The organism is Pseudomonas sp. Sample_16 (assembly GCF_004307665.1).
Taxonomy (GTDB): Bacteria; Pseudomonadota; Gammaproteobacteria; order Pseudomonadales; family Pseudomonadaceae; genus Aquipseudomonas.
On sequence record NZ_RCOB01000097.1, the window covers coordinates 176,684 to 195,057 of the forward strand.

The following is an 18,374-nucleotide window of genomic DNA, read 5'->3' on the forward strand; positions in this document are numbered from 1 at the left end:
CTCGAGAGGTGAAAGACAATGAACAACACGACTACCCAACCGCCTACCGGTGCCGACTTGCACTACGACGTGGTCATCCTCGGTAGTGGTGCCGCCGGTTTTGCCGCAGCGGTGACCGCCAGTTGCCGCGGCCTGAAGGTTTTGCTGGTGGAAAAGGCCGACGCCTTCGGCGGTACCTCGGCGATTTCCGGCGGTGCGGTCTGGCTGCACGACACCGATCAGGCGCGAGCCGCTGGGCATCACCTGAGCGCCGAACAAATGCGCCGCTATCTCAAGCAAGTGATCGGTGCCGGCTACAACCCGACGCTGGTCGATGCCTTCATCGACAATGGCCGCGAAGCCCTGCGTTACCTGGAGGCCCACAGCGAACTCCGATACAGCCTGCGGCCACTGTCGCCCGATTATTACCCGGACTTGCCCGGTGGCACGCAGACCGGCCGTGCATTGGAGATCGATGAGTACGACGCACGCAAGCTTGGTGAGCACTTCAAGGACCTGAAGCGCCCGCCAGATGGCATGTTGCTGTTCGGCGGCATGATGGTCAATCGGGTCGATATCCAACATTTTCTCAGCTTCAAGCGCTCGCCAAAATCCCTCTGGCACTGCCTGAAACTGATGGGACGCTATGCCATCGACCGCCTCAATCACCCCCGCGGCACGCGTTTGACGGTAGGCAATGCCTTGATCGCGCGCCTTGCCACTACGGCGTTCAACAATGGCGTCGACTTGTGGCTCCAAGCATCGCCCGAATCTCTGTTGATGGAACAGGGAACAGTAAAAGGCGTGCAAATATCTTGGCGTGGACAAACCCGCAAGGTGTTGGCCAAAGGCGGCGTGATATTAGCCACGGGCGGGTTCGCCGCCGGTGCTCAGGCCGCCGAACAACGGCCCGTTTCGGACTCTGAACACTGGAGCATGTCACCGCCCACCAACATCGGAGACGGACTGCGATTGGCCGCTACGGCCGATGCAGTTATCGGTTCCAACCTTTCGTCGAACTTCTTTTGGGCACCGGTTTCGGTGCTGCGCAGAGTCGATGGCAGCGTCGAGCGCTTTGCGCACCTGGTGACCGATCGCGCCAAGCCCGGAGTGATTGCGGTCAACCGCGCCGGACGACGCTTCGTCAATGAGTCGGACTCCTATCACTGCTTTGTCGAAGGCATGTTCGCCAACGGCGGTGCCAACGCGCCCTGCTGGCTGGTCTGCGACAACCAAGCTCTAAACCGCTACGGCATGGGCCTGGCCCGTCCGCGACCGGTCGATAACAGTGCCTTGATCGACGCCGGTTATCTATTGCGCGCAGACAGCATCGCCGAATTGGCGCTGCTGACAGACATCGATGCCAATGCGCTGGAGCAGACTATCGCACAGTTCAACGCCGATGCCGCCCAAGGCGTCGACCGTCAATTCGGCAAAGGCAGCAGCGCCTACAACCGCTACATGGGCGACCCGCTGCACGGTCCCAATCCGTGCCTGAAACCGCTGCGCAAGCCGCCGTTTTATGCCGTTCGACTGTTTACCGGTGACCTTGGCTCCGCCCGCGGACTGGTCACCAACGGCCAGGCCAACGTACTCGACCGCAGTGGCGCGCCGATCCCCGGCCTCTATGCGGCGGGCAATGAAATGAATTCGATCATGGACGGCACCTACCCGGGTCCCGGCATCACCCTCGGCCCTGGCATCACTTTTGGTTATCTCGCAGCCACTGACATCGCCGCCCGTCTTGACCGCAATGCAACCGAAGACCCTCGCACTGGAGAACAGCATGTACTACGAACTGCGCACCTACACGATTAAACCGACCCGCCTCGGCGACTGGCTGGCCCTGTACAAAAACGCGGCGCTGACCGTACAGCAGGAGCACCTGGGCAATCTGGTCGGCTTCTTCACCACCGAAATTGGCGAGGTCAACCAGGTCGTGCACATCTGGGCCTACTCCAGCCTCGACGATCGAATGGCCCGGCGCAATGCCATGGCGGCCGATCCTCGTTGGCAGGATTTTGCCCGGCAGAACAAGGAACTCGACGCCGTGGTGACCCTGGAATCGCGCCTGCTGCGTCCGACTGACTTTTCACCGTTGACATAACCATCGCCGGTTGAGCCGCTTTCACCTGAGAGCGGCTAGCCTCGCCGATAAAGACAACAAAGGAGATCGCCATGCGCGCCTTGCCGTCGATAGCTGTCGACGACCTTATCTGTGATGTCCTGGTCATCGGATCCGGTGCGTCCGGCCTGGCGACTGCGGTCACCTGTGCCGAGCTGGGCCTCGAAGTCATCGTCGTCGAAAAAGAGCCTGTGCTCGGCGGCACCAGCGCCTGGTCGGGCGGTTGGCTGTGGATTCCCCGCAACCCGTTGGCCGTCGCCGAAGGGTTTATGGAGGACCTCGAACAGGCGCGGATCTACCTGCGCAATGAACTGCACAGCGACGTACTCGACCCGCGAGTGGAGAAGTTCCTCGAAGTAGGCCCGAAGATGGTCGAGTTCTTTCACAGCCATACCGACGTCCGGTTTTTCTCCGGCAGCAAGATGCCTGACTTTCATGCCAGCGAAGGCTTCGCCAGCGGCGGCCGTTCGATCTGTGCCCTGCCATTCGATGGCCGTCGCCTGGGACCCTGGATCAATAAATTACGGCGGCCGCTCGACATCATCAGTCTCGCCGGAATGGGCATTGCCGGTGGTGCCGATCTCAATCATTTCCTCAATGCGAGCCGATCTGCACGATCACTGCTGTATAGCGGCAAACGCCTGCTGCGCCACGTCCGTGACGTGATATGCCACGGCCGCAGCATGCACCTGGTGAACGGCAATGCACTGGTAGCCAGGCTGCTCAAAAGCGCAGTGGACCGTAACGTGCGCTTGTTGACCGAATCGCCGGTACAGAATCTGCTGTTAGAGGATCAGCGTGTGGTCGGTGCACGCTTCGAGCACAGCGGACGCCTGAGCGACATCCGGGCACGACGTGGTGTGGTGCTGGCCTGTGGCGGTTTTCCCCACGACCGGCAGCGAATCGCCCACCACTTCGCCCACGCACCTGTCGGCACCGAACACTTGAGCGCTGCCCCCAAGGGCAATACCGGCGACGGCCTGCGGCTGGGTGAAAGTGTCGGGGCTGGCATGGCGTCCGACCTGGCGCATGCCGCAGCGTGGGCTCCAGTCTCTCGGGTGCCACGGGAGGACGGTGGTTTCAGTGGCTTCCCGCACTTGATGGAACGGGCTAAACCGGGATTTCTCGCAGTGCGTCCGGATGGGCGGCGCTTCGTCAACGAGGCTGACTCTTACCATGACTTCATGTCAGCACTGTTCGATGCCTGCGGACCGGAGGAACCACCGGTATCCTGGCTGATTTGCGATCATCGTGCGCAGCGGCGCTATGGCCTGGGCTGGTCCAAACCCTTTCCATTCCCGACGCAGTCCTATGTTCGCATGGGCTATCTGTTCAAGGATTCGACTTTAGCGGGACTTGCCAGCCAATGCGGGATTGATGCGCAGCAACTGCATGCCACGGTCAGTGCATTCAATCGATTTGCCGAGAAAGGCTGCGATCCGGCGTTTCGGCGCGGCGAATCGCTGTACAACAAAAACCAGGGTGAAATGCTGCATGGTCCCAATCCATCCCTGGGCAGCCTGCGTCACGGCCCGTTCTATGCTGTGAAGCTGGTTGCCGGCAGCCTCGGCACTTTCGCCGGACTCAAGACTGATGCCTGCGCTCGAGTGCTGGGCAACGATCAAACGCCGATTGCGGGATTGTTTGCCGTGGGCAATGACATGAACAGCATCATGAACGGTTATTACCCCAGCGGTGGTATCACCCTCGGGCCTGGCATGACCTTCGCCTACATAGCGGGAAAAACACTCGCAGGCCAGGCCGATGAGTAAGCCATCCTGCCCATCACCCCCGTCTACGCAACCATTGCAAAAAGCCTTTTTTCTCGATGGCCTTCGGCTCTTCCTGGGTCATGGTGTGGGCGATCTGCAAGCGGAAATCCAGCAACGCTTTCATCGCTTCACCGATGTCATGGCGGGCCTCAACGCACGGCCTGAAGAATTCCTTGTCGATCCGGTACAGGTTGCAGAACGTCAGTGCGGCAAATTCCGCTGGCAGCGCCGTACCCGAGACGATCCCGCCTTCGCCAATCACTTCGCCGGGGCCCATGCGCCCGGCTTCGAACTTCACTCCGGCGCGGCTCAAGGCCACCGTCACTACGCCCGATTCGATGATATACAAGTGATCGCTGACCTGGTTGGCCGGCAAAATCACTTCTCCCGGCTGAAAAATCTGCCGGGTCATGGCCTGGCTGACGTCGTCTTTTTCTTCCTCACTCAACGTTGTCGCGAAAATGCTCGCGTTGTCCAGCAAGCCCCGGGCTTTTGATTGCACCGGGGGCAAACTGGTTTCGACAGTCGACAGCCAGTTGATACCGGCCGCCTGCAAATGCCGATACGCCAGATCGTAGAGCTGGTTGCGCACATTGCGCTTCTGATCCATCGACACCACGAAGCCGCTGACTTCGTATTCCACGCCATTGCTACCGGTACTCTTGATCGTCACTTTCGGTGCCGGTTTGGTCAACAGGATGCGGCAGCCTTGCGCCGCCCGTTCAAGGGCATCGAACACCCGGTTCGGGCGCACAAGAGGACTGATCAGCAAGCTGATCGAGACCCCGAACATATCGCTGGGCCGACTGAAATTGGTGATCTTGGCCTTGGCCGCCATCGAGTTGGGGATCACGATCATGTTGCCCTGAGAGGTTTGCAGGAACGTGGCACGCCAGTCGATATCGGTGACCCGGCCTTCGGTGCCGTCGATGGCGATCCAGTCATCGATTTGATAAGGCTTGGTGGTGTTCAGGACGATCCCGGAGAACACATCGCTGAGGGTGCTTTGCAGGGCCAGACCGACAATGATCGCCAAGGCGCCGGACGTTGCCAGAACGCCCTTGACCGGCAGATTGAGCACATACGCCAGGGCGGCGATGACCGCTACCAGGAAAATCACTGCGCCGAGAAGATCCTGGAGCAAGCGCCCGGTGTGCCCTACCCGGTACATCATCACCGCACCGATGATGACTGTCAGGGTGCGTGCGCCGAACAACCACCACATGATCTGCAGCACGGTGGTCGCGAACTGCAGCGTCGCGTCATCGACCGCAGGCCCCGGCTCCCATGGGCTCAAGCCTTGATGGAACAACAGCGCGCTGTACAAGGTAAAAATCACCACCCGCGCAAGTACTTTCCAGTTGTACCGGTGGGAACCGACCACACGCCACATCACCATATCAATGAGGATCAGGAGCAGGCCGCCCATCAAGGGACTTTCAGAGAACAAGGACAACATCGGGCATCTCCCGCTCCAGCCAATGGTCGCCGCGCTACTGCGGACCTGTATCCGACCTTTGAAGGATAGTCAGGCCGGCCGAAAGAGGTCGGCGGATTGCGCGTGAACATGTCCCCCAAGGTGGCTTAGTGCAGTTTTTGTGGCTGCTCTGCGCCAGCCCTTTGCGCGCACCCAGCCGTCAGTCGGCGTGGCAAGTTCTGAACACTGACTTACACTGCGATACAGCCGCGTTCCAATGACTACTCAACGGATCGATGGGTCCCAAGGCAATCCGGTGATCTGGGTGACGCCAACATGAAAACGCTCATGGCCTGCTTGGCCGCTGTGTCCGCTGCCAGCGTTTGCCTGGTGACGGTCCCCTGCACCCAAGCCGCATCTTTTGCCACCAGCTACGATTGCACCAAGGCAACGGCTACGGTCGAGAAGCTGATCTGTCGCGACGCGCAACTGGCGCAGATGGATGTCGAATTGATGCGTCTTTATCGCCTGGCGCTGACGGATGAACATTCAGTTCCGCGCCCGGATAAAGTACTGATCGACCAGCAGTTCTGGGTCGATGCCCGTGACCAATGTGCCTCCAGGCCTGACCCCCGGGCATGCACGATCAGCAGTTATGCCCAGCGCGCGCACCAGCTGCGCCAAGGTTCGGCAATCGTCAGGACCAAAGACCCATACCGACTCACCGAAGGCCCTCTGGCATTTCGCTGTAACGGGCTGAACGCATTGGTTTCCGCGACTTTCTTCACCACCCAGCCAGGTGTCGTTTACCTGGCGTGGGCCAATAGCTCGATCACCTTGAACCAGGTGCCGAGTGACGTTGGTACTCAATACATTGGCAAGGATTTGCAGGGAACCTACAGTTTCCGGCAGGACGGCAGTGGCGTCCTGTTCCAGAAACCGGGCTCGGGAATATTGACCTGTACGGCTGAACCGACGGGCTGAAGTTCATGCCGGTGAATCGCGCACCCACTGCCAGAAAAGCTGATATCCGACCGCCAACACCACCGGACCAATGAACAAACCGATGATGCCGCTGGTGACCATGCCGCCCAAGGCGCCGATCAGTACCACCGGCATGGGTACGTCCACCCCACGCCCCAACAACAATGGCTTAAGGACGTTGTCCACCAGGCCGGCAACGAAGACGTAAATCGCAAAGATGATGGTGACCGTGCTGGGGCCTTCCGTGGCAAATACATAGGCGATCACCGGCACGGTAATCAGCGTCGCGGGCAATTGCATGATCCCCAGCAACAGCACCGCCAGGGCCAGCAGGCCCGCACCCGGCACGCCCTTGAGGACAAAGCCGAGCCCGACCAGCAACATCTGAATGAAAGCGATACCGACGACACCCAGCGCCACGGCACGGATGGTTGCCGTGCATAAGGCGGCGACACTGGCGCCCTTCTCCGGCCCGTTGATGCGCGAGGCAATCTGCACAGAAGCACGGCTGCCGGCTTCGCCGTAGGCCATGAAAATCCCGGCAATGATCAGCGCGAAAATAAAGGTCAGAAAACCCATGCCCACACCGGCCAGTTTGCCCAGCAGGCCCAGGCTGACGCCCTTGATTTGCGGGATGTATTTGGCGGTTAGCCCGGGAAGGTCAGTTGCCGCTTGCTGCCATAGCGCAAACACCCGGTCACCCACCAGCGGCCATTGCGCCACGGATGCCGCTGGCGCCGGAATATGCACGCCCTCGTCCTTGACGACGCTGATGGCATTTTCCACTGAGTCGGCAATCGAGGTTCCCAGCAGGTAAATCGGCACCATCAGAATGATGATTGCCACGAGCACGATGAACGTCGCAATGCGCCCGTCCTTGTGCCCCAACGGGCCTCTGAGACGCTTTTGCAGCGGATACAACGTGATCGCAAGGATCACCGACCACAACATCAAATCGCGGAACGGCCTGAAGATCTCGAAACAGAACAACACCAGCACAACAATCAGTCCTGCGCGGATCAGGACATCCAGCAAGCCGCGGGACAAGGCCTTCTCTGAAAGCGGTAGGGGCACCATGGATATCTCCTGGCAGTGCACTGGAAAGATAGAGTGTCGGTATGCCCAGCATAGTTGCTCATCGGCAAATGTGATGAATGTATAACTGTCGATAATCAGCGCAGGAAAGTGGCGGAAGGTAGCCGGAGTCGAACCTGCCCGGGAACGGATGCCGTCCCCAACCGGGTTTGAAGCCCGGCCGCGCCACCGGGCGCGATTACCTTCCTCAATTCAGTGCCCGGTTCGCCGGGCCAGGGCGTTGTCTGGACGAATCTGGCGACGATCGCCAACGCGTCGCGTCAGGCCCAGACGATCGAAGTATTCGAGAATCTGAATGCTGCGCTTGCGGCCCAGCCCCACGGCATCACGAAATGCCGAGACCTGGATCACCGGATTCTCATCGGCCAGTTGCAACAGCATAGCCGCCAGGCGATGGAGCGTTGCGTCGGTGTAAAACAAGTCACGCACGATCTGATGCACCCGCCCAAGCCTGGCCATTTTGCGCAGCAACAATCGCACAGCGGCTTCGTCGTGGCCCAGCTCGCGTATCCATGGCGGATCGAAACCCGCCGCGTCGAACAGCGGCTGCAATTGCAGCCACATCGCTTCATCCGCCGCGCTCAGGCGCACCTGGTGGTCGGGCAAATGCAGCCACGGCCCACTCGCAGTGATGGCGCCATGGCTGAGTAGATGGTCGAGCAGGCTCATGAATGTCGAGCGGTCGAGGGCAAAACCGGCGAATCGACGCAAGCGATCGCGGTCCGGCCCCATTTGATCGGGTTCCATTTGATGAAAGCGTGTCAGGTGTTGCAACAGCTCATCCTGCAATGTCTGCCACCGGGTGGTGCTGAACAACACGGTAGACTGCCGTGATTCGATCAGGCGCACGTCATCGGGCAGTGACCAGTTCGCTCGAAGGTGGTTGAACTGGCGCTCCAGACGTTGCGGATCGAACCCGGTAGCGCTGTTGGCCAGTAACACCGGCAGGGCATCTTCCAGGCGATTACTCGCGGCCAACGCCTGCAACTGCGCCAGTCGCTCCGGGCTGCGGCGATGTCGGCTGGGGGCGAACGGGTCAAGTACGCGTCCACCGCCGAGGGTCCGTTGCGCGCTCTGGTCACGTACGATCAGTGGATCGCCCTTCACGGCTTGCACCGGCGAATTGAGCAGGATCTGCGCCAACATCCGCTCGCCCGGTGCCACGCTCGCGCCCTCCAGCAATGCCACGCGCCCGGTAACGTCATGAGTGCCGATGTGTACGTGAACCGGCTGAAAATGCTCAAACGCGCGTGGCTCAGCGGGGAGTAACTGAAAGTCGATATCCAGGCGCTGAGTCGGCGCGTACAGCCACTCTGACACCAGCCACTGACCGCGATGCATGTGCTCCAGCGCCAGGCGTTCGCCGCTGATGTTCAACGCAACACGCTGCCCGGCCACTGCCACATCGGCTGCCTGATTTTGCGCATGCAAGCCGCGCACGCGCACGGTTTTGCCGAGCGGGCCGAGCATCAGGGTATCGCCCACCGCGACCTTGCCGGACACGGCCGTACCGGTCACCACGATACCGGCGCCGGCGATACTGAATGCCCGGTCGATGGACAGCAGAAAACCACCGTCGATTCCGTGTTGCGCGACCTGGTTTTGCGCTTGCAGCAGCGCTTCGCGCAAGGTGTCTACGCCCTGCCCGGTGACGCTCGACAGCGCAATCAATGGCGCTGCCGCATAAGGCCCAGGTACCAACAATGCGCTGACCTGCTCGCGCACGATGTTCACTCGGGAAGGTTCGACCCGGTCGCACTTGGTGATCGCCACAATGCAACGGGCGATGCCAAGCAGTTCGACGATGGCTAGATGTTCGCGGGTTTGCGGCATCACGCCGTCATCGGCGGCCACCACCAGCAACACCAGATCGATGCCCTGCGCCCCGGTCAGCATGTTGTGGGTGAAGCGCTCATGACCCGGCACATCAATGAAACCTGTCAGCGGTGCGCCGGGCACCAGTTCGGCGTAGAGATAGCCAAGGTCGATGGTCATGCCGCGCTCGCGCTCTTCCCGGCGCCGGTCGCCCGCCTGCCCGGTCAGGGCCTGGAGCAACGCAGTCTTGCCATGGTCGATGTGCCCCGCCGTGCCGACAATCACCCTGCCCGGTCCTCCACTTTCAATTGATCGAGCTGCGCCAGCCACGTCGGTTCATCATCGAGTTGCCGCAAGTCGAGCCACAGGGCGTCGTCATCGATGCGCCCGAGCACCGGAATCGGCAATGCCCGCAAAGCAGATTCCAGCGCCATCAGCGAGCGTCCGCGCAGTCGCTTGCTGGTGTTCGGGCGCAGGCACAGCGCGGCGCTCGGTAATCTCGCCACCGGTTGGCTGCCGCTGCCGATCATCCCCAACGCTGCTGTCGCGCTGACATTCCAGCCTTCGCCCAATTGTTTGGCCAAGGCCGGTTGCAGGCGCTCGGACTGGGCGAGGATGTCGGCCTGTGGCCGGGTCAGCAAGCGCAGACTTGGCAGACGTTCGGCCAGTCGATCCGGATTGCGGTACAAGCCGAGCACCGCTTCAAGGGCGGCCAGGGTCAGTTTGTCGACTCGCAACGCGCGTTTGAGCGGGTTTTTCTTGATTTTGCCGATCAGTTCCTTGCGCCCGACAATCAACCCGGCCTGCGGCCCGCCGAGCAATTTGTCACCGCTGAAGGTGACGATATCCGCACCATCGAGCAGCGCCTGGCGCACCGTCGGTTCAGCAGGCAACCCCCAGCGCGTCAGGTCCAGCAGGCTGCCACTGCCAAGGTCTTCGAGCAGCGGTAACCCATGCCGGTGCGCCAGTTGTGCGAGCTCGGCAGTCGGTACGCAAGCAGTGAAGCCCTGAATGCTGTAGTTGCTCGCGTGCACCCGCATGATCAAACCGCTGCGCGGGCCGATGACGGCTTCATAGTCGCGGACATGGGTACGGTTGGTGGTGCCGACTTCATGCAGTTTTACCCCGGCGCGGGCCATGATGTCGGGAATGCGGAAGGCACCGCCGATTTCGATCAATTCACCCCGAGAGATGATGCCTTCCTTGCGCGCGCCCAGGCTGTTGAGGGTCAGAAGCACGGCGGCGGCATTGTTGTTGACCACCGTCACTGCTTCGGCACCGGTCAGTTCGCGGATCAAGCCTTCGATCAGATCGTCGCGGTCACCGCGTTTGCCACTGAGCAGGTCGAATTCCAGATTGAGCGGGTAGCGTGCGGCCATTTGTACTGCGTCAATCGCCTCTTGCGGCAACAGCGCCCGCCCAAGGTTGGTATGCAATACGGTTCCGGTGAGGTTGAACACCCGCCGCACATGGCTGCGGTGTTGCACCTGCAGCCGTTCGCCCGCCCTGCCCGCCAACACTTCAGGACTGACTTCGATCGCTTGCAGCAAACCCTGTTGTACAGGTTCGCGCAATTCATCGAGCAATTGTCGCAACGTCGCCAGCAACGCGTCGCGCCCATAACGCTCGGCCAAAGGCTGAAACGCCGGATGACGCAACAGGCTGTCGATGGAAGGCAATCGCAGGTTGGGACTGGCACCGCTGGCGGACATCGGGCGCTCCTGAAATAGAAAGACCGTCGCGCCAGAGTGTAGACGCTGTGGTCATTCGTCTCCCGGAGCCAGTAACAGATTCGGTGCCAGGCGCTGATAGCCGTCCTGGGCCAGACGCATGTCGAGCATCAAGCTGCTCAAATCCGCCGACAACGCTTCAGCGGCCGCATCGTTTTCCAGGTAGAGCAGTTTCAGGTAGCTGTTGCAGCTCGGGCACATTTCGGCGCGCAGCGGTGCCTGGTTGGCGGCGTGGCGATCGTCTTCAAGGCTGAGGTATTGCAGGCCCTTGCTCTGCTCGCAATACACACATTTGACCCGCACCACGTGCCATTCACAGGCGCACAACGAGCAGACCAAATAGCGCAGACCGTTGTGCTTGCCACGATTGCGAATCACCCCGGCCATGGCCGGCGAGCCGCAACACGGGCATTGGCTGAGGCTGTCGCCCGGTTTGAGCTGCAGGTTCGGCGTGCGGAGCAGCCAATGGCTCCAGGCCGCTTGCAGGGCAGCACCGAGAAACGGTACCAACGCTGCCGGCACCAGCGAATATTGGCCGCTGACCAGCGCCACGGCCCACGCACGACGCTGGCCCGGGCTGGCTGTGCGCAACGTGGCCAATGCATCGTTTACCGCCGGTTGCGCTGGCGGTACATAGCGTTGCAGCAAGGCGTCCAGATACGCTTGCCAGTCGTCCTCGCGAGTCAGGCTGTCGGCGGCGAACGGCGGCAATCCGTGGTGTCGGCAAAGCTCGATGCGTTGTGCGTCGAGTGGCTCGCCAAGCGGCGGATCGTCCAGGATCTGCTGTTGCACCCGACACAGGTCTGCGATCAAGCGTAAATAGTCGGCCAACGGATGATCCACAGCCAATTGCTCCAGGCGTGCTGCGCGCAGGCTGAACAGGTTATGCGGTGGCAGGTGCAGAAACGGCGGCGAACTGGCCGCCGCTTCGATTTCTCCGGGTTCAAGTATGGTTGGCAAGCGTCAGCCCTTTTTGGTGATCGGTCGCTCGGGAGGTACGTCGCGCGTCTCATCGTGAGTCACTTGGCGATACCAGAGTTCGTGGTGTTTCCTGGCCCAGGCACGACTGACCCAACCGTGCGTCATGGCGCTGACCGAACCCTTGATCCAGATGCCCGCATAAATGTGCACGATGATGCTCAGGATCAGCACAAAACCCGCCAGCGCATGCAGCAGCATGGCCCAGCGAATGCTGGTGATGCCGAAGTAGGCACTGAAATATGCTCGCCAGATCACCAGGCCGCTGAACAGCAACACCAACATGCACAGCAGTAAAGTCCAGAACAGCAGCTTCTGCCCGGCATTGTATTTGCCCACCGGCGGCACTTCTTCCTCATTGTTGGCCATCACCCGATTGATGCGCCTCAGCCACAGGCGATCATTGGCAATGAAGTAGTTGGAACGCCAGAAGCTGAACACCAGCCCAAGGAAAAACACGAACATCAATACACCCATGAGCGGATGCAGAATGCGAGTCCAGGGGCCACCGCCAAACAGATTGCTCAGCCAGTACAGCGCCGGGTGGAACAACGCCAGCCCGGACAGCCCGGCCATCAGGAACAGAATCGCCACCAGCCAGTGGTTGGTGCGCTGGTTGCTGGTGTAGCGCAGGATGGTCTTGTTCATGGCCTGCCCTCCCCGCGTGGGTCATAGGTGTGCACCGCAGGATCGACCTGATGAACCGAAGTATCCGGCGGATCCGGGTATTCATCTTCCTCGACCCGATTCGGCCCGATGCGTACATAGTGGAAGAACCCGGCCAGCACGGCCGCGCCCATTGCCAGTAGCGCCAAGGGTTTGCTGATGCCTTTCCACAACCCCACCAACGGACTGATCGCCGGATGATCGGGTAAACCGGCGTACAGCCTTGGCGTGTCGGCGTGATGCAGCACGTACATGACGTGCGTGCCGCCGACCCCTTCAGGATCGTACAAGCCGGCATTGTCGAAACCACGACTTTTCAGGTCGACGATGCGTTCAGCCGCGTGTTCCTTCATGTCGTCCTTGGTACCGAACACAATGGCACCGGTTGGACAGGTTTTTACACAGGCCGGCTCAAGGCCAACCGAAACTCGGTCCGAACACAGTGTGCATTTGTAGGCTTTGTGGTCTTTTTGCGAGATCCGCGGAATGTTGAACGGGCAACCGGTGATGCAGTAACCGCAGCCGATGCAATGGTCCTGGTCGAAATCGACGATACCATTGGCATGTTTGATGATCGCCCCTGGGCTGGGGCATGCCGCCAGGCAACCCGGTTCGGCGCAATGCATGCAACCGTCCTTGCGGATCAGCCATTCCAGGTTACCGGCATCGGTTTCATGCTCGGTGAAACGCATCAAGGTCCAGGTGTCGGCAGTCAGGTCATGGGGGTTGTCGTAGGTGCCGAGGTTGTGGCCGACCTCGTCGCGCAACTCGTTCCACTCCGAGCATGCGACCTGGCAGGCCTTGCAGCCGATGCACTTGGTGGTATCGATCAGTTTGGCGACTTCCTCCACACCACGCACCGATGGCGCGGGCGTGGTGGTGGCCGAGCGGGCAATGATGTCTTGGCTGGCCATTTAGACTTTCTCCACGTTGACCAGGAATGACTTGGATTCCGGGGTCTGTGTGTTGCCATCGCCGAGGAACGGCACCAGAGTGTTGGTCAGGTAGCCGTGACGGGTCAGGCCGGTAAACCCCCAGTGCAGCGGGATGCCGATCTGATGCACGACCTGATTGTTGACCTGCAGCGGACGAATCCGTTTGGTCACCACCGCCACCGCTTCGATAAACCCGCGCTTGCTGCTGACCCGAACCCGATCACCGGCCACGATCCCCTTTTCCTTGGCCAGCACTTCGCCGATTTCCACAAACTGCTCAGGCTGGGTAATCGCATTGAGCTTGCAGTGCTTGCTCCAGAAGTGGAAATGCTCAGTCAACCGGTAACTCGTCGCGGCGTACGGGTAATCCTTGGCAACGCCGAGGGTATCCCACACCGAATCGAAGATCCGCGCTGCCGGGTTACTGGTGGCTTTTTTGTTGCTCGGGTGCAATGGATTGATGCCGATCGGCGTTTCGAACGGTTCGTAGTGCTCGGGAAACGGGCCTTCGTTCATCTTGTCGACGGCGAAGAAACGCGCCACGCCCTCGGGGTTCATGATGAACGGATTCATCCCGGCTTCCGGTGGAACATCGGCCTTGTAGTCCGGCACATCGGTGCCGGCCCACGCTTTGCCGTTCCACCACACCAGGCGTTTGTGCGGATCCCACGGTTTGCCCTGCAAGTCCGCTGAAGCGCGGTTGTAGAGAATCCGCCGGTTCGCCGGCCAGGCCCACGCCCAACCCTGATGCTGATGCATGCCGAACGGGTCATTGTTGTCGCGACGAGCCATCTGATTGCCCAGCTCTGTCCAGCTGCCACAGAAAATCCAGCAACCGGATGCCGTGCTGCCATCGTCCTTGAGCTGACCAAAACCGGCCAGCTGGGCGTTGGCCTTGATGGCCGCGCCCGTGGCGTCGGTGATGTCGGTGATGGCCGTGCCGTTGATTTCCCTGGCCAGTTCCTCGGGCGAAGGTTCGTCAGGGATCTTGTAAGGCCACGACAACTTGAGCAGCGGGTCGGGGAATTTGCCGCCATTGGCCTGGTAACGCTGACGCAACCGCAGAAACAGCTCACTCATGATCTGTACGTCGGTGCGTGCTTCGCCGGGACCGTCGGCACCTTTCCAGTGCCATTGCAGCCAGCGGCTGCTGTTGACCAGCGAACCGTCTTCTTCGGCGAAACAGGTGGTAGGCAGGCGTATCACTTCAGTTTGGATATCGGCGCTGTTGACGTCGTTGAACGGCCCGACTTTTTGCCAGAACTCAGACGTTTCAGTGGCCAGCGGGTCCATCACCACCAGCCATTTGAGCTTGGCCAGCGCAACCATCACCCGGTTTTTATCGGGCAGCGCGGCGATGGGGTTGAAGCCTTGGCACATGTAGCCGTTGACCTTGCCCTGGCCCATCAGGTCAAACACCTTGAGGATGTCGTACTGAGGAATGTCCAGTTTTGGCAAATAATCGAAAGCCCAGTTGTTTTCGACGGTGGCGTTGGCGCCGTACCAGGACTTCATCAAGCTCACATGGAACTTGCTGTAATGCTGCCAGTAGGACAACTGCCCCGGCCGCAAGGGAACTTGCGTTCGTTTGGTAATGTAGGCGGCGTAATCCTGTTCGGCGTCGCCCGGCAGGGTCAGATAACCGGGCAGTGAGTTGGACAGCAGCCCCAGGTCGGTCAGGCCCTGGATGTTGGAGTGCCCGCGCAAGGCATTCACGCCCCCGCCCGGCATGCCGACGTTGCCCAACAGCAATTGCACCATCGCTGCGCTACGGATGATCTGAGCGCCAATCGAATGTTGCGTCCAGCCCAAGGCATAGAGAATGGTCATGGTCTTGCCCGGTTGCGAGCAAGTGGCGATTTCCTCCCAGATTTTCTGCATGGCATCGACCGGCATGCCACAGATCTGGCTGGCCAGATCGATGTTGTAACGGCTGTAGTGCTGCTTCATCAATTGATAGACGCAACGCGGGTCTTGCAGCGTCGGATCGACCTTGACGAAACCGTCCTCACCGAGCTCGTAGCCCCAGCCGGATTTATCGGTGTACAGGCGCTTGTCGACATCGTAGCCACTGAAAATACCGTCCTCGAAGCCATACCCGGCTTTGACGATGAACGACACGTCGGTGTAGTTACGCACGTATTCGTGCTGGATCTTGTCCTCGGTCAGCAAGTAATTGATCAACCCGCCCATGAAGGCGATGTCGGTGCCGGTGCGAATCGGCGCGTAGTAATCGGCCACCGAGGCGGTCCGGGTAAAACGCGGATCGACCACGATCAAGCGCGCCTTGTTGTGCGCCTTGGCTTCGGTCACCCATTTGAAGCCGCACGGGTGCGCTTCTGCTGCGTTGCCGCCCATCACCAGAACCAGATTCGCGTTGGCGATATCGGTCCAGTGGTTGGTCATGGCACCACGGCCGTACGTCGGGGCAAGACTTGCCACCGTCGGGCCGTGTCAGACACGCGCCTGGTTATCGAACCCCAGCATGCCGAGACTGCGAATGACCTTGTGGGTGATGTAACCCGCCTCGTTGGACGCCGCCGATGCCGCAAGGAAACCGGTGGTCAACCAGCGGTTGACCGTTTGGCCCTGGGCATTCTTCTCGATGAAATTGGCGTCGCGGTCGGCCTTCATCAGGTCCGCCACGCGGTCGAGTGCTTCGTCCCAGGAGACGCGGGTCCATTCCGAGCTGCCGGGTTTGCGTACCTGCGGATATTGCAGGCGCCCGGGGCTGTGAATGAAGTCCAGCAGGCCTGCGCCTTTGGGGCAAAGGGTGCCGCGGTTGACCGGGTGGTCGGCGTCACCTTCTATGTGGATGATGTTTTGCGCGACATTTTTCGCTGCATCGCCCTGGCTGTACATGATCAACCCACAGCCGACCGAGCAGTACGGACAGGTGTTGCGGGTTTCTCGAGTGTGGGCAAGCTTGAAGTGGCGCACCTGCTCGGCGAAAGCGGCTGTCGGGGCCATGCCCAACGCGCCCAGGCTCGAACCAGCAAGGCCGATACCAGCGACCTTGAAGAACTGACGACGGCTGAGGTCCATCGTGCACTCCTGATCAGGTGGAAATCCGGTGCGTTGCCGGACTTTTCTGGACAATCACGGTGGCGGCAGTCTGGCTGCCAACACCTGAAATAGTAGACAAGGCTGTCGAAATCACCATGACAACCGACCGTCGGGCATTTGCGGACAACCACAGAACATTGTGGGAGCTGGCTTGCCAGCGATAGCGTCGTGTCATTTAACCATTTCGCCGTCTGACCGGCCCCCATCGCTGGCAAGCCAGCTCCCACAGGGGATGTGTTGCCGGGGATTGGCGCTTATCATGGCCGGCATGATTAACCAGCCTTTACGAGATTTGCGCATGACTTTCGATTTTGATCAGGTGTTCGACCGCCACCACACCGGCAGTACCAAGTGGAGCCGCTACCCGGCCGACGTGTTGCCGATGTGGGTTGCCGACATGGATTTCGCGGCACCACCAGTGATCGTCCAGGCCTTGCAAAAACGTCTGGAGCATCCGTTGCTTGGCTACAGCGTGGCTCAGGATGACCTGCGCGAAGCCATCGTTGCTGATTTGTGGAACAAGTACGTCTGGCGAGTCGAGCCGCAAGAGCTGATCTTCCTGCCGGGTGTCGAATCGGGCTTCAACATGGCCCTCAAGGCATTGGTGCAGCCGCAACAGAATGTTGTCGTGCAAGTGCCGAACTACCCGCCGCTGCGCCACGCGCCAGGGCATTGGGGCCTGAACAAGGTGGAGTTGAATTTCGATCCGCAAGCCGACGGCACCTACATCACGCCATTGGCCACGTTGAGCCAGTCGCTGCAAGGTGGCGGCGCCCTGCTGCTGAGCAACCCGCACAACCCATTGGGCAAAGCATTCCCTCGGGCCGAACTGCAAGCCATCGCCGACATCTGCCTGGAGCACGGTGCCTGGATCATCTCCGACGAAATCCACGCCGAACTGTGCTTCGACGGCCGCCAGCACATTCCGATGGCCTCCCTCAGCCCGCAAATCGCCCAGCGCACCATTACGCTGATGTCGGCGAGCAAGGCCTATAACATCGCCGGGCTGAAAACCTCGTTCATGATCATTCAGGATCGCCACCTGCGCGAGAAGGTCAACCATGCCCGCTGCGGCATGGTCGACAGCGTCAACCCGAGCCACGCGCGTCGCTTACAGCGAAGCCGGGCCATGGCTGGCCGCGCTGAAGGACTATTTGCAAAGCAATCGTGATTATCTGGTCGACGCCGTGCGCACCCGCTTGCCGGGCATCAGCATGAACGTGCCGCAGAGCACTTATCTGGCCTGGCTGGACTGCTCGGCGCTGGGGCTGGACAACCCACAGCAATTCTTTCTCGAACAGGCCAAGGTCGGTTTGAGCCCGGGCCTGGATTTCGGTGATGACGGCCGGCAGTTCGTGCGCTTGAATTTCGGCTGCCCGCGCTCGCTGCTCGAAGAAGGCATTGCGCGGATGGAGCGCAGTTTGCGCAACCTCAGGGCCTGACAAATCCCCCCGCAGAAGCGCACTTAAGGACGAACACTGTACCTGTGGCGAGGGAGCTCGCTCCCGCTCGGGCGCGAAGCGGCCCTGAAAAGGACTGCTGCGCAGCCCAGCGGGAGCGAGCTCCCTCGCCACAGGATGCTAACGTTTTCCCACCATCAAAAATCCAACCGAACTCAAGCCAAAACGCCAGGGTCAACCCTTTGACTCCCCCGCCTGAGACCGGAGATTGATGATGAACGAATACCCAAAACCACCCTTCCCGAAACAACAGCAACCCGTCCCTGGTTCCCAACGCAAAATGGATCCGTACCCGGACTGTGGCGAGCAAAGCTATAAAGGCTCGGGACGCCTGAACGGCAAGATTGCCCTG

Annotated in this window: 12 protein-coding genes, 1 tRNA gene and 2 pseudogenes; 6 read left to right on the forward strand and 9 right to left on the reverse strand. The window is 60.5% G+C overall.

Annotation, left to right across the window (positions count from 1 at the left end; all coding sequences use genetic code 11):
* The first annotated feature begins 18 nt into the window (after nucleotides 1–18).
* The 3 genes from D8U69_RS14550 to D8U69_RS14560 all read left to right on the forward strand — a co-directional run bounded on the left by D8U69_RS14550 (nucleotide 19) and on the right by D8U69_RS14560 (nucleotide 3,876).
* Nucleotides 19–1,797 carry an FAD-dependent oxidoreductase gene (locus D8U69_RS14550; protein ID WP_130904861.1) on the forward strand — a complete coding sequence of 593 codons (1,779 nt, stop codon included), beginning with the start codon at nucleotides 19–21 and terminating at the stop codon, nucleotides 1,795–1,797.
* Nucleotides 1,766–2,086 (forward strand): NIPSNAP family protein, encoded by a 321-nt coding sequence (locus tag D8U69_RS14555; RefSeq protein WP_130904862.1) that lies wholly within the window; start codon nucleotides 1,766–1,768, stop codon nucleotides 2,084–2,086. The genes D8U69_RS14550 and D8U69_RS14555 overlap by 32 nt, the downstream gene beginning before the upstream one ends.
* Nucleotides 2,087–2,157: 71 nt before the next feature.
* Nucleotides 2,158–3,876 carry an FAD-dependent oxidoreductase gene (locus tag D8U69_RS14560; protein WP_130904863.1) on the forward strand — a complete coding sequence of 573 codons (1,719 nt, stop codon included), beginning with the start codon at nucleotides 2,158–2,160 and terminating at the stop codon, nucleotides 3,874–3,876.
* Between the two features lie 13 nt (nucleotides 3,877–3,889).
* Here the strand turns inward: D8U69_RS14560 and D8U69_RS14565 are convergent, their stop codons facing one another.
* Entirely contained in the window at nucleotides 3,890–5,335 is a 1,446-nt protein-coding gene (locus tag D8U69_RS14565; protein WP_056855366.1) for a mechanosensitive ion channel family protein, read from the reverse strand.
* A gap of 294 nt (nucleotides 5,336–5,629) precedes the next feature.
* Between D8U69_RS14565 and D8U69_RS14570 the strand changes: the two genes are divergently transcribed.
* Nucleotides 5,630–6,277 (forward strand): MliC family protein, encoded by a 648-nt coding sequence (locus D8U69_RS14570; RefSeq protein WP_130907589.1) that lies wholly within the window; start codon nucleotides 5,630–5,632, stop codon nucleotides 6,275–6,277.
* A 3-nt stretch (nucleotides 6,278–6,280) separates the two neighbouring features.
* On the opposite strand, the gene D8U69_RS14575 is transcribed toward D8U69_RS14570, so the two are convergent.
* The 8 genes from D8U69_RS14575 to fdnG all read right to left on the reverse strand — a co-directional run bounded on the left by D8U69_RS14575 (nucleotide 6,281) and on the right by fdnG (nucleotide 16,541).
* Complete coding sequence (locus D8U69_RS14575; protein WP_056855368.1) at nucleotides 6,281–7,354, reverse strand: AI-2E family transporter; 1,074 nt, start codon at nucleotides 7,352–7,354, stop codon at nucleotides 6,281–6,283.
* A gap of 109 nt (nucleotides 7,355–7,463) precedes the next feature.
* Nucleotides 7,464–7,559, reverse strand: a tRNA-Sec gene (locus D8U69_RS14580).
* 5 nt (nucleotides 7,560–7,564) lie between these two features.
* Nucleotides 7,565–9,472 carry a selenocysteine-specific translation elongation factor gene (gene selB, locus D8U69_RS14585; RefSeq protein ID WP_130907590.1) on the reverse strand — a complete coding sequence of 636 codons (1,908 nt, stop codon included), beginning with the start codon at nucleotides 9,470–9,472 and terminating at the stop codon, nucleotides 7,565–7,567.
* The gene (gene selA, locus D8U69_RS14590) at nucleotides 9,469–10,899 is read right to left on the reverse strand and encodes an L-seryl-tRNA(Sec) selenium transferase (RefSeq protein ID WP_130907591.1); all 1,431 of its coding nucleotides are present in this window, start codon (nucleotides 10,897–10,899) and stop codon (nucleotides 9,469–9,471) included. The genes selB and selA overlap by 4 nt, the downstream gene beginning before the upstream one ends.
* A 51-nt stretch (nucleotides 10,900–10,950) precedes the next feature.
* Nucleotides 10,951–11,877, reverse strand: coding sequence for a formate dehydrogenase accessory protein FdhE (gene fdhE / locus D8U69_RS14595; RefSeq protein WP_130907592.1), 927 nt, complete (start codon nucleotides 11,875–11,877; stop codon nucleotides 10,951–10,953).
* Nucleotides 11,878–11,880: 3 nt separating this feature from the next.
* Nucleotides 11,881–12,543: a formate dehydrogenase subunit gamma gene (locus D8U69_RS14600; RefSeq protein ID WP_130907593.1), complete on the reverse strand. Its 663-nt coding sequence runs from the start codon at nucleotides 12,541–12,543 to the stop codon at nucleotides 11,881–11,883.
* A complete protein-coding gene (gene fdxH, locus D8U69_RS14605) occupies nucleotides 12,540–13,475 on the reverse strand; it encodes a formate dehydrogenase subunit beta (RefSeq protein WP_130904869.1) in 936 nt (311 codons plus the stop codon). The genes D8U69_RS14600 and fdxH overlap by 4 nt, the downstream gene beginning before the upstream one ends.
* Nucleotides 13,476–16,541, reverse strand: coding sequence for a formate dehydrogenase-N subunit alpha (gene fdnG, locus D8U69_RS14610; protein WP_153189007.1), 3,066 nt, complete (start codon nucleotides 16,539–16,541; stop codon nucleotides 13,476–13,478). It lies immediately after the preceding gene.
* 418 nt (nucleotides 16,542–16,959) lie between these two features.
* Here fdnG and D8U69_RS14620 point away from each other — a divergent pair.
* Both D8U69_RS14620 and D8U69_RS14630 read left to right on the forward strand, forming a co-directional pair.
* Nucleotides 16,960–18,004 (forward strand): annotated as a pseudogene (locus tag D8U69_RS14620) (PatB family C-S lyase).
* A 232-nt stretch (nucleotides 18,005–18,236) separates the two neighbouring features.
* Nucleotides 18,237–18,374: pseudogene (locus D8U69_RS14630) on the forward strand (NAD(P)-dependent oxidoreductase); the annotation flags it as partial.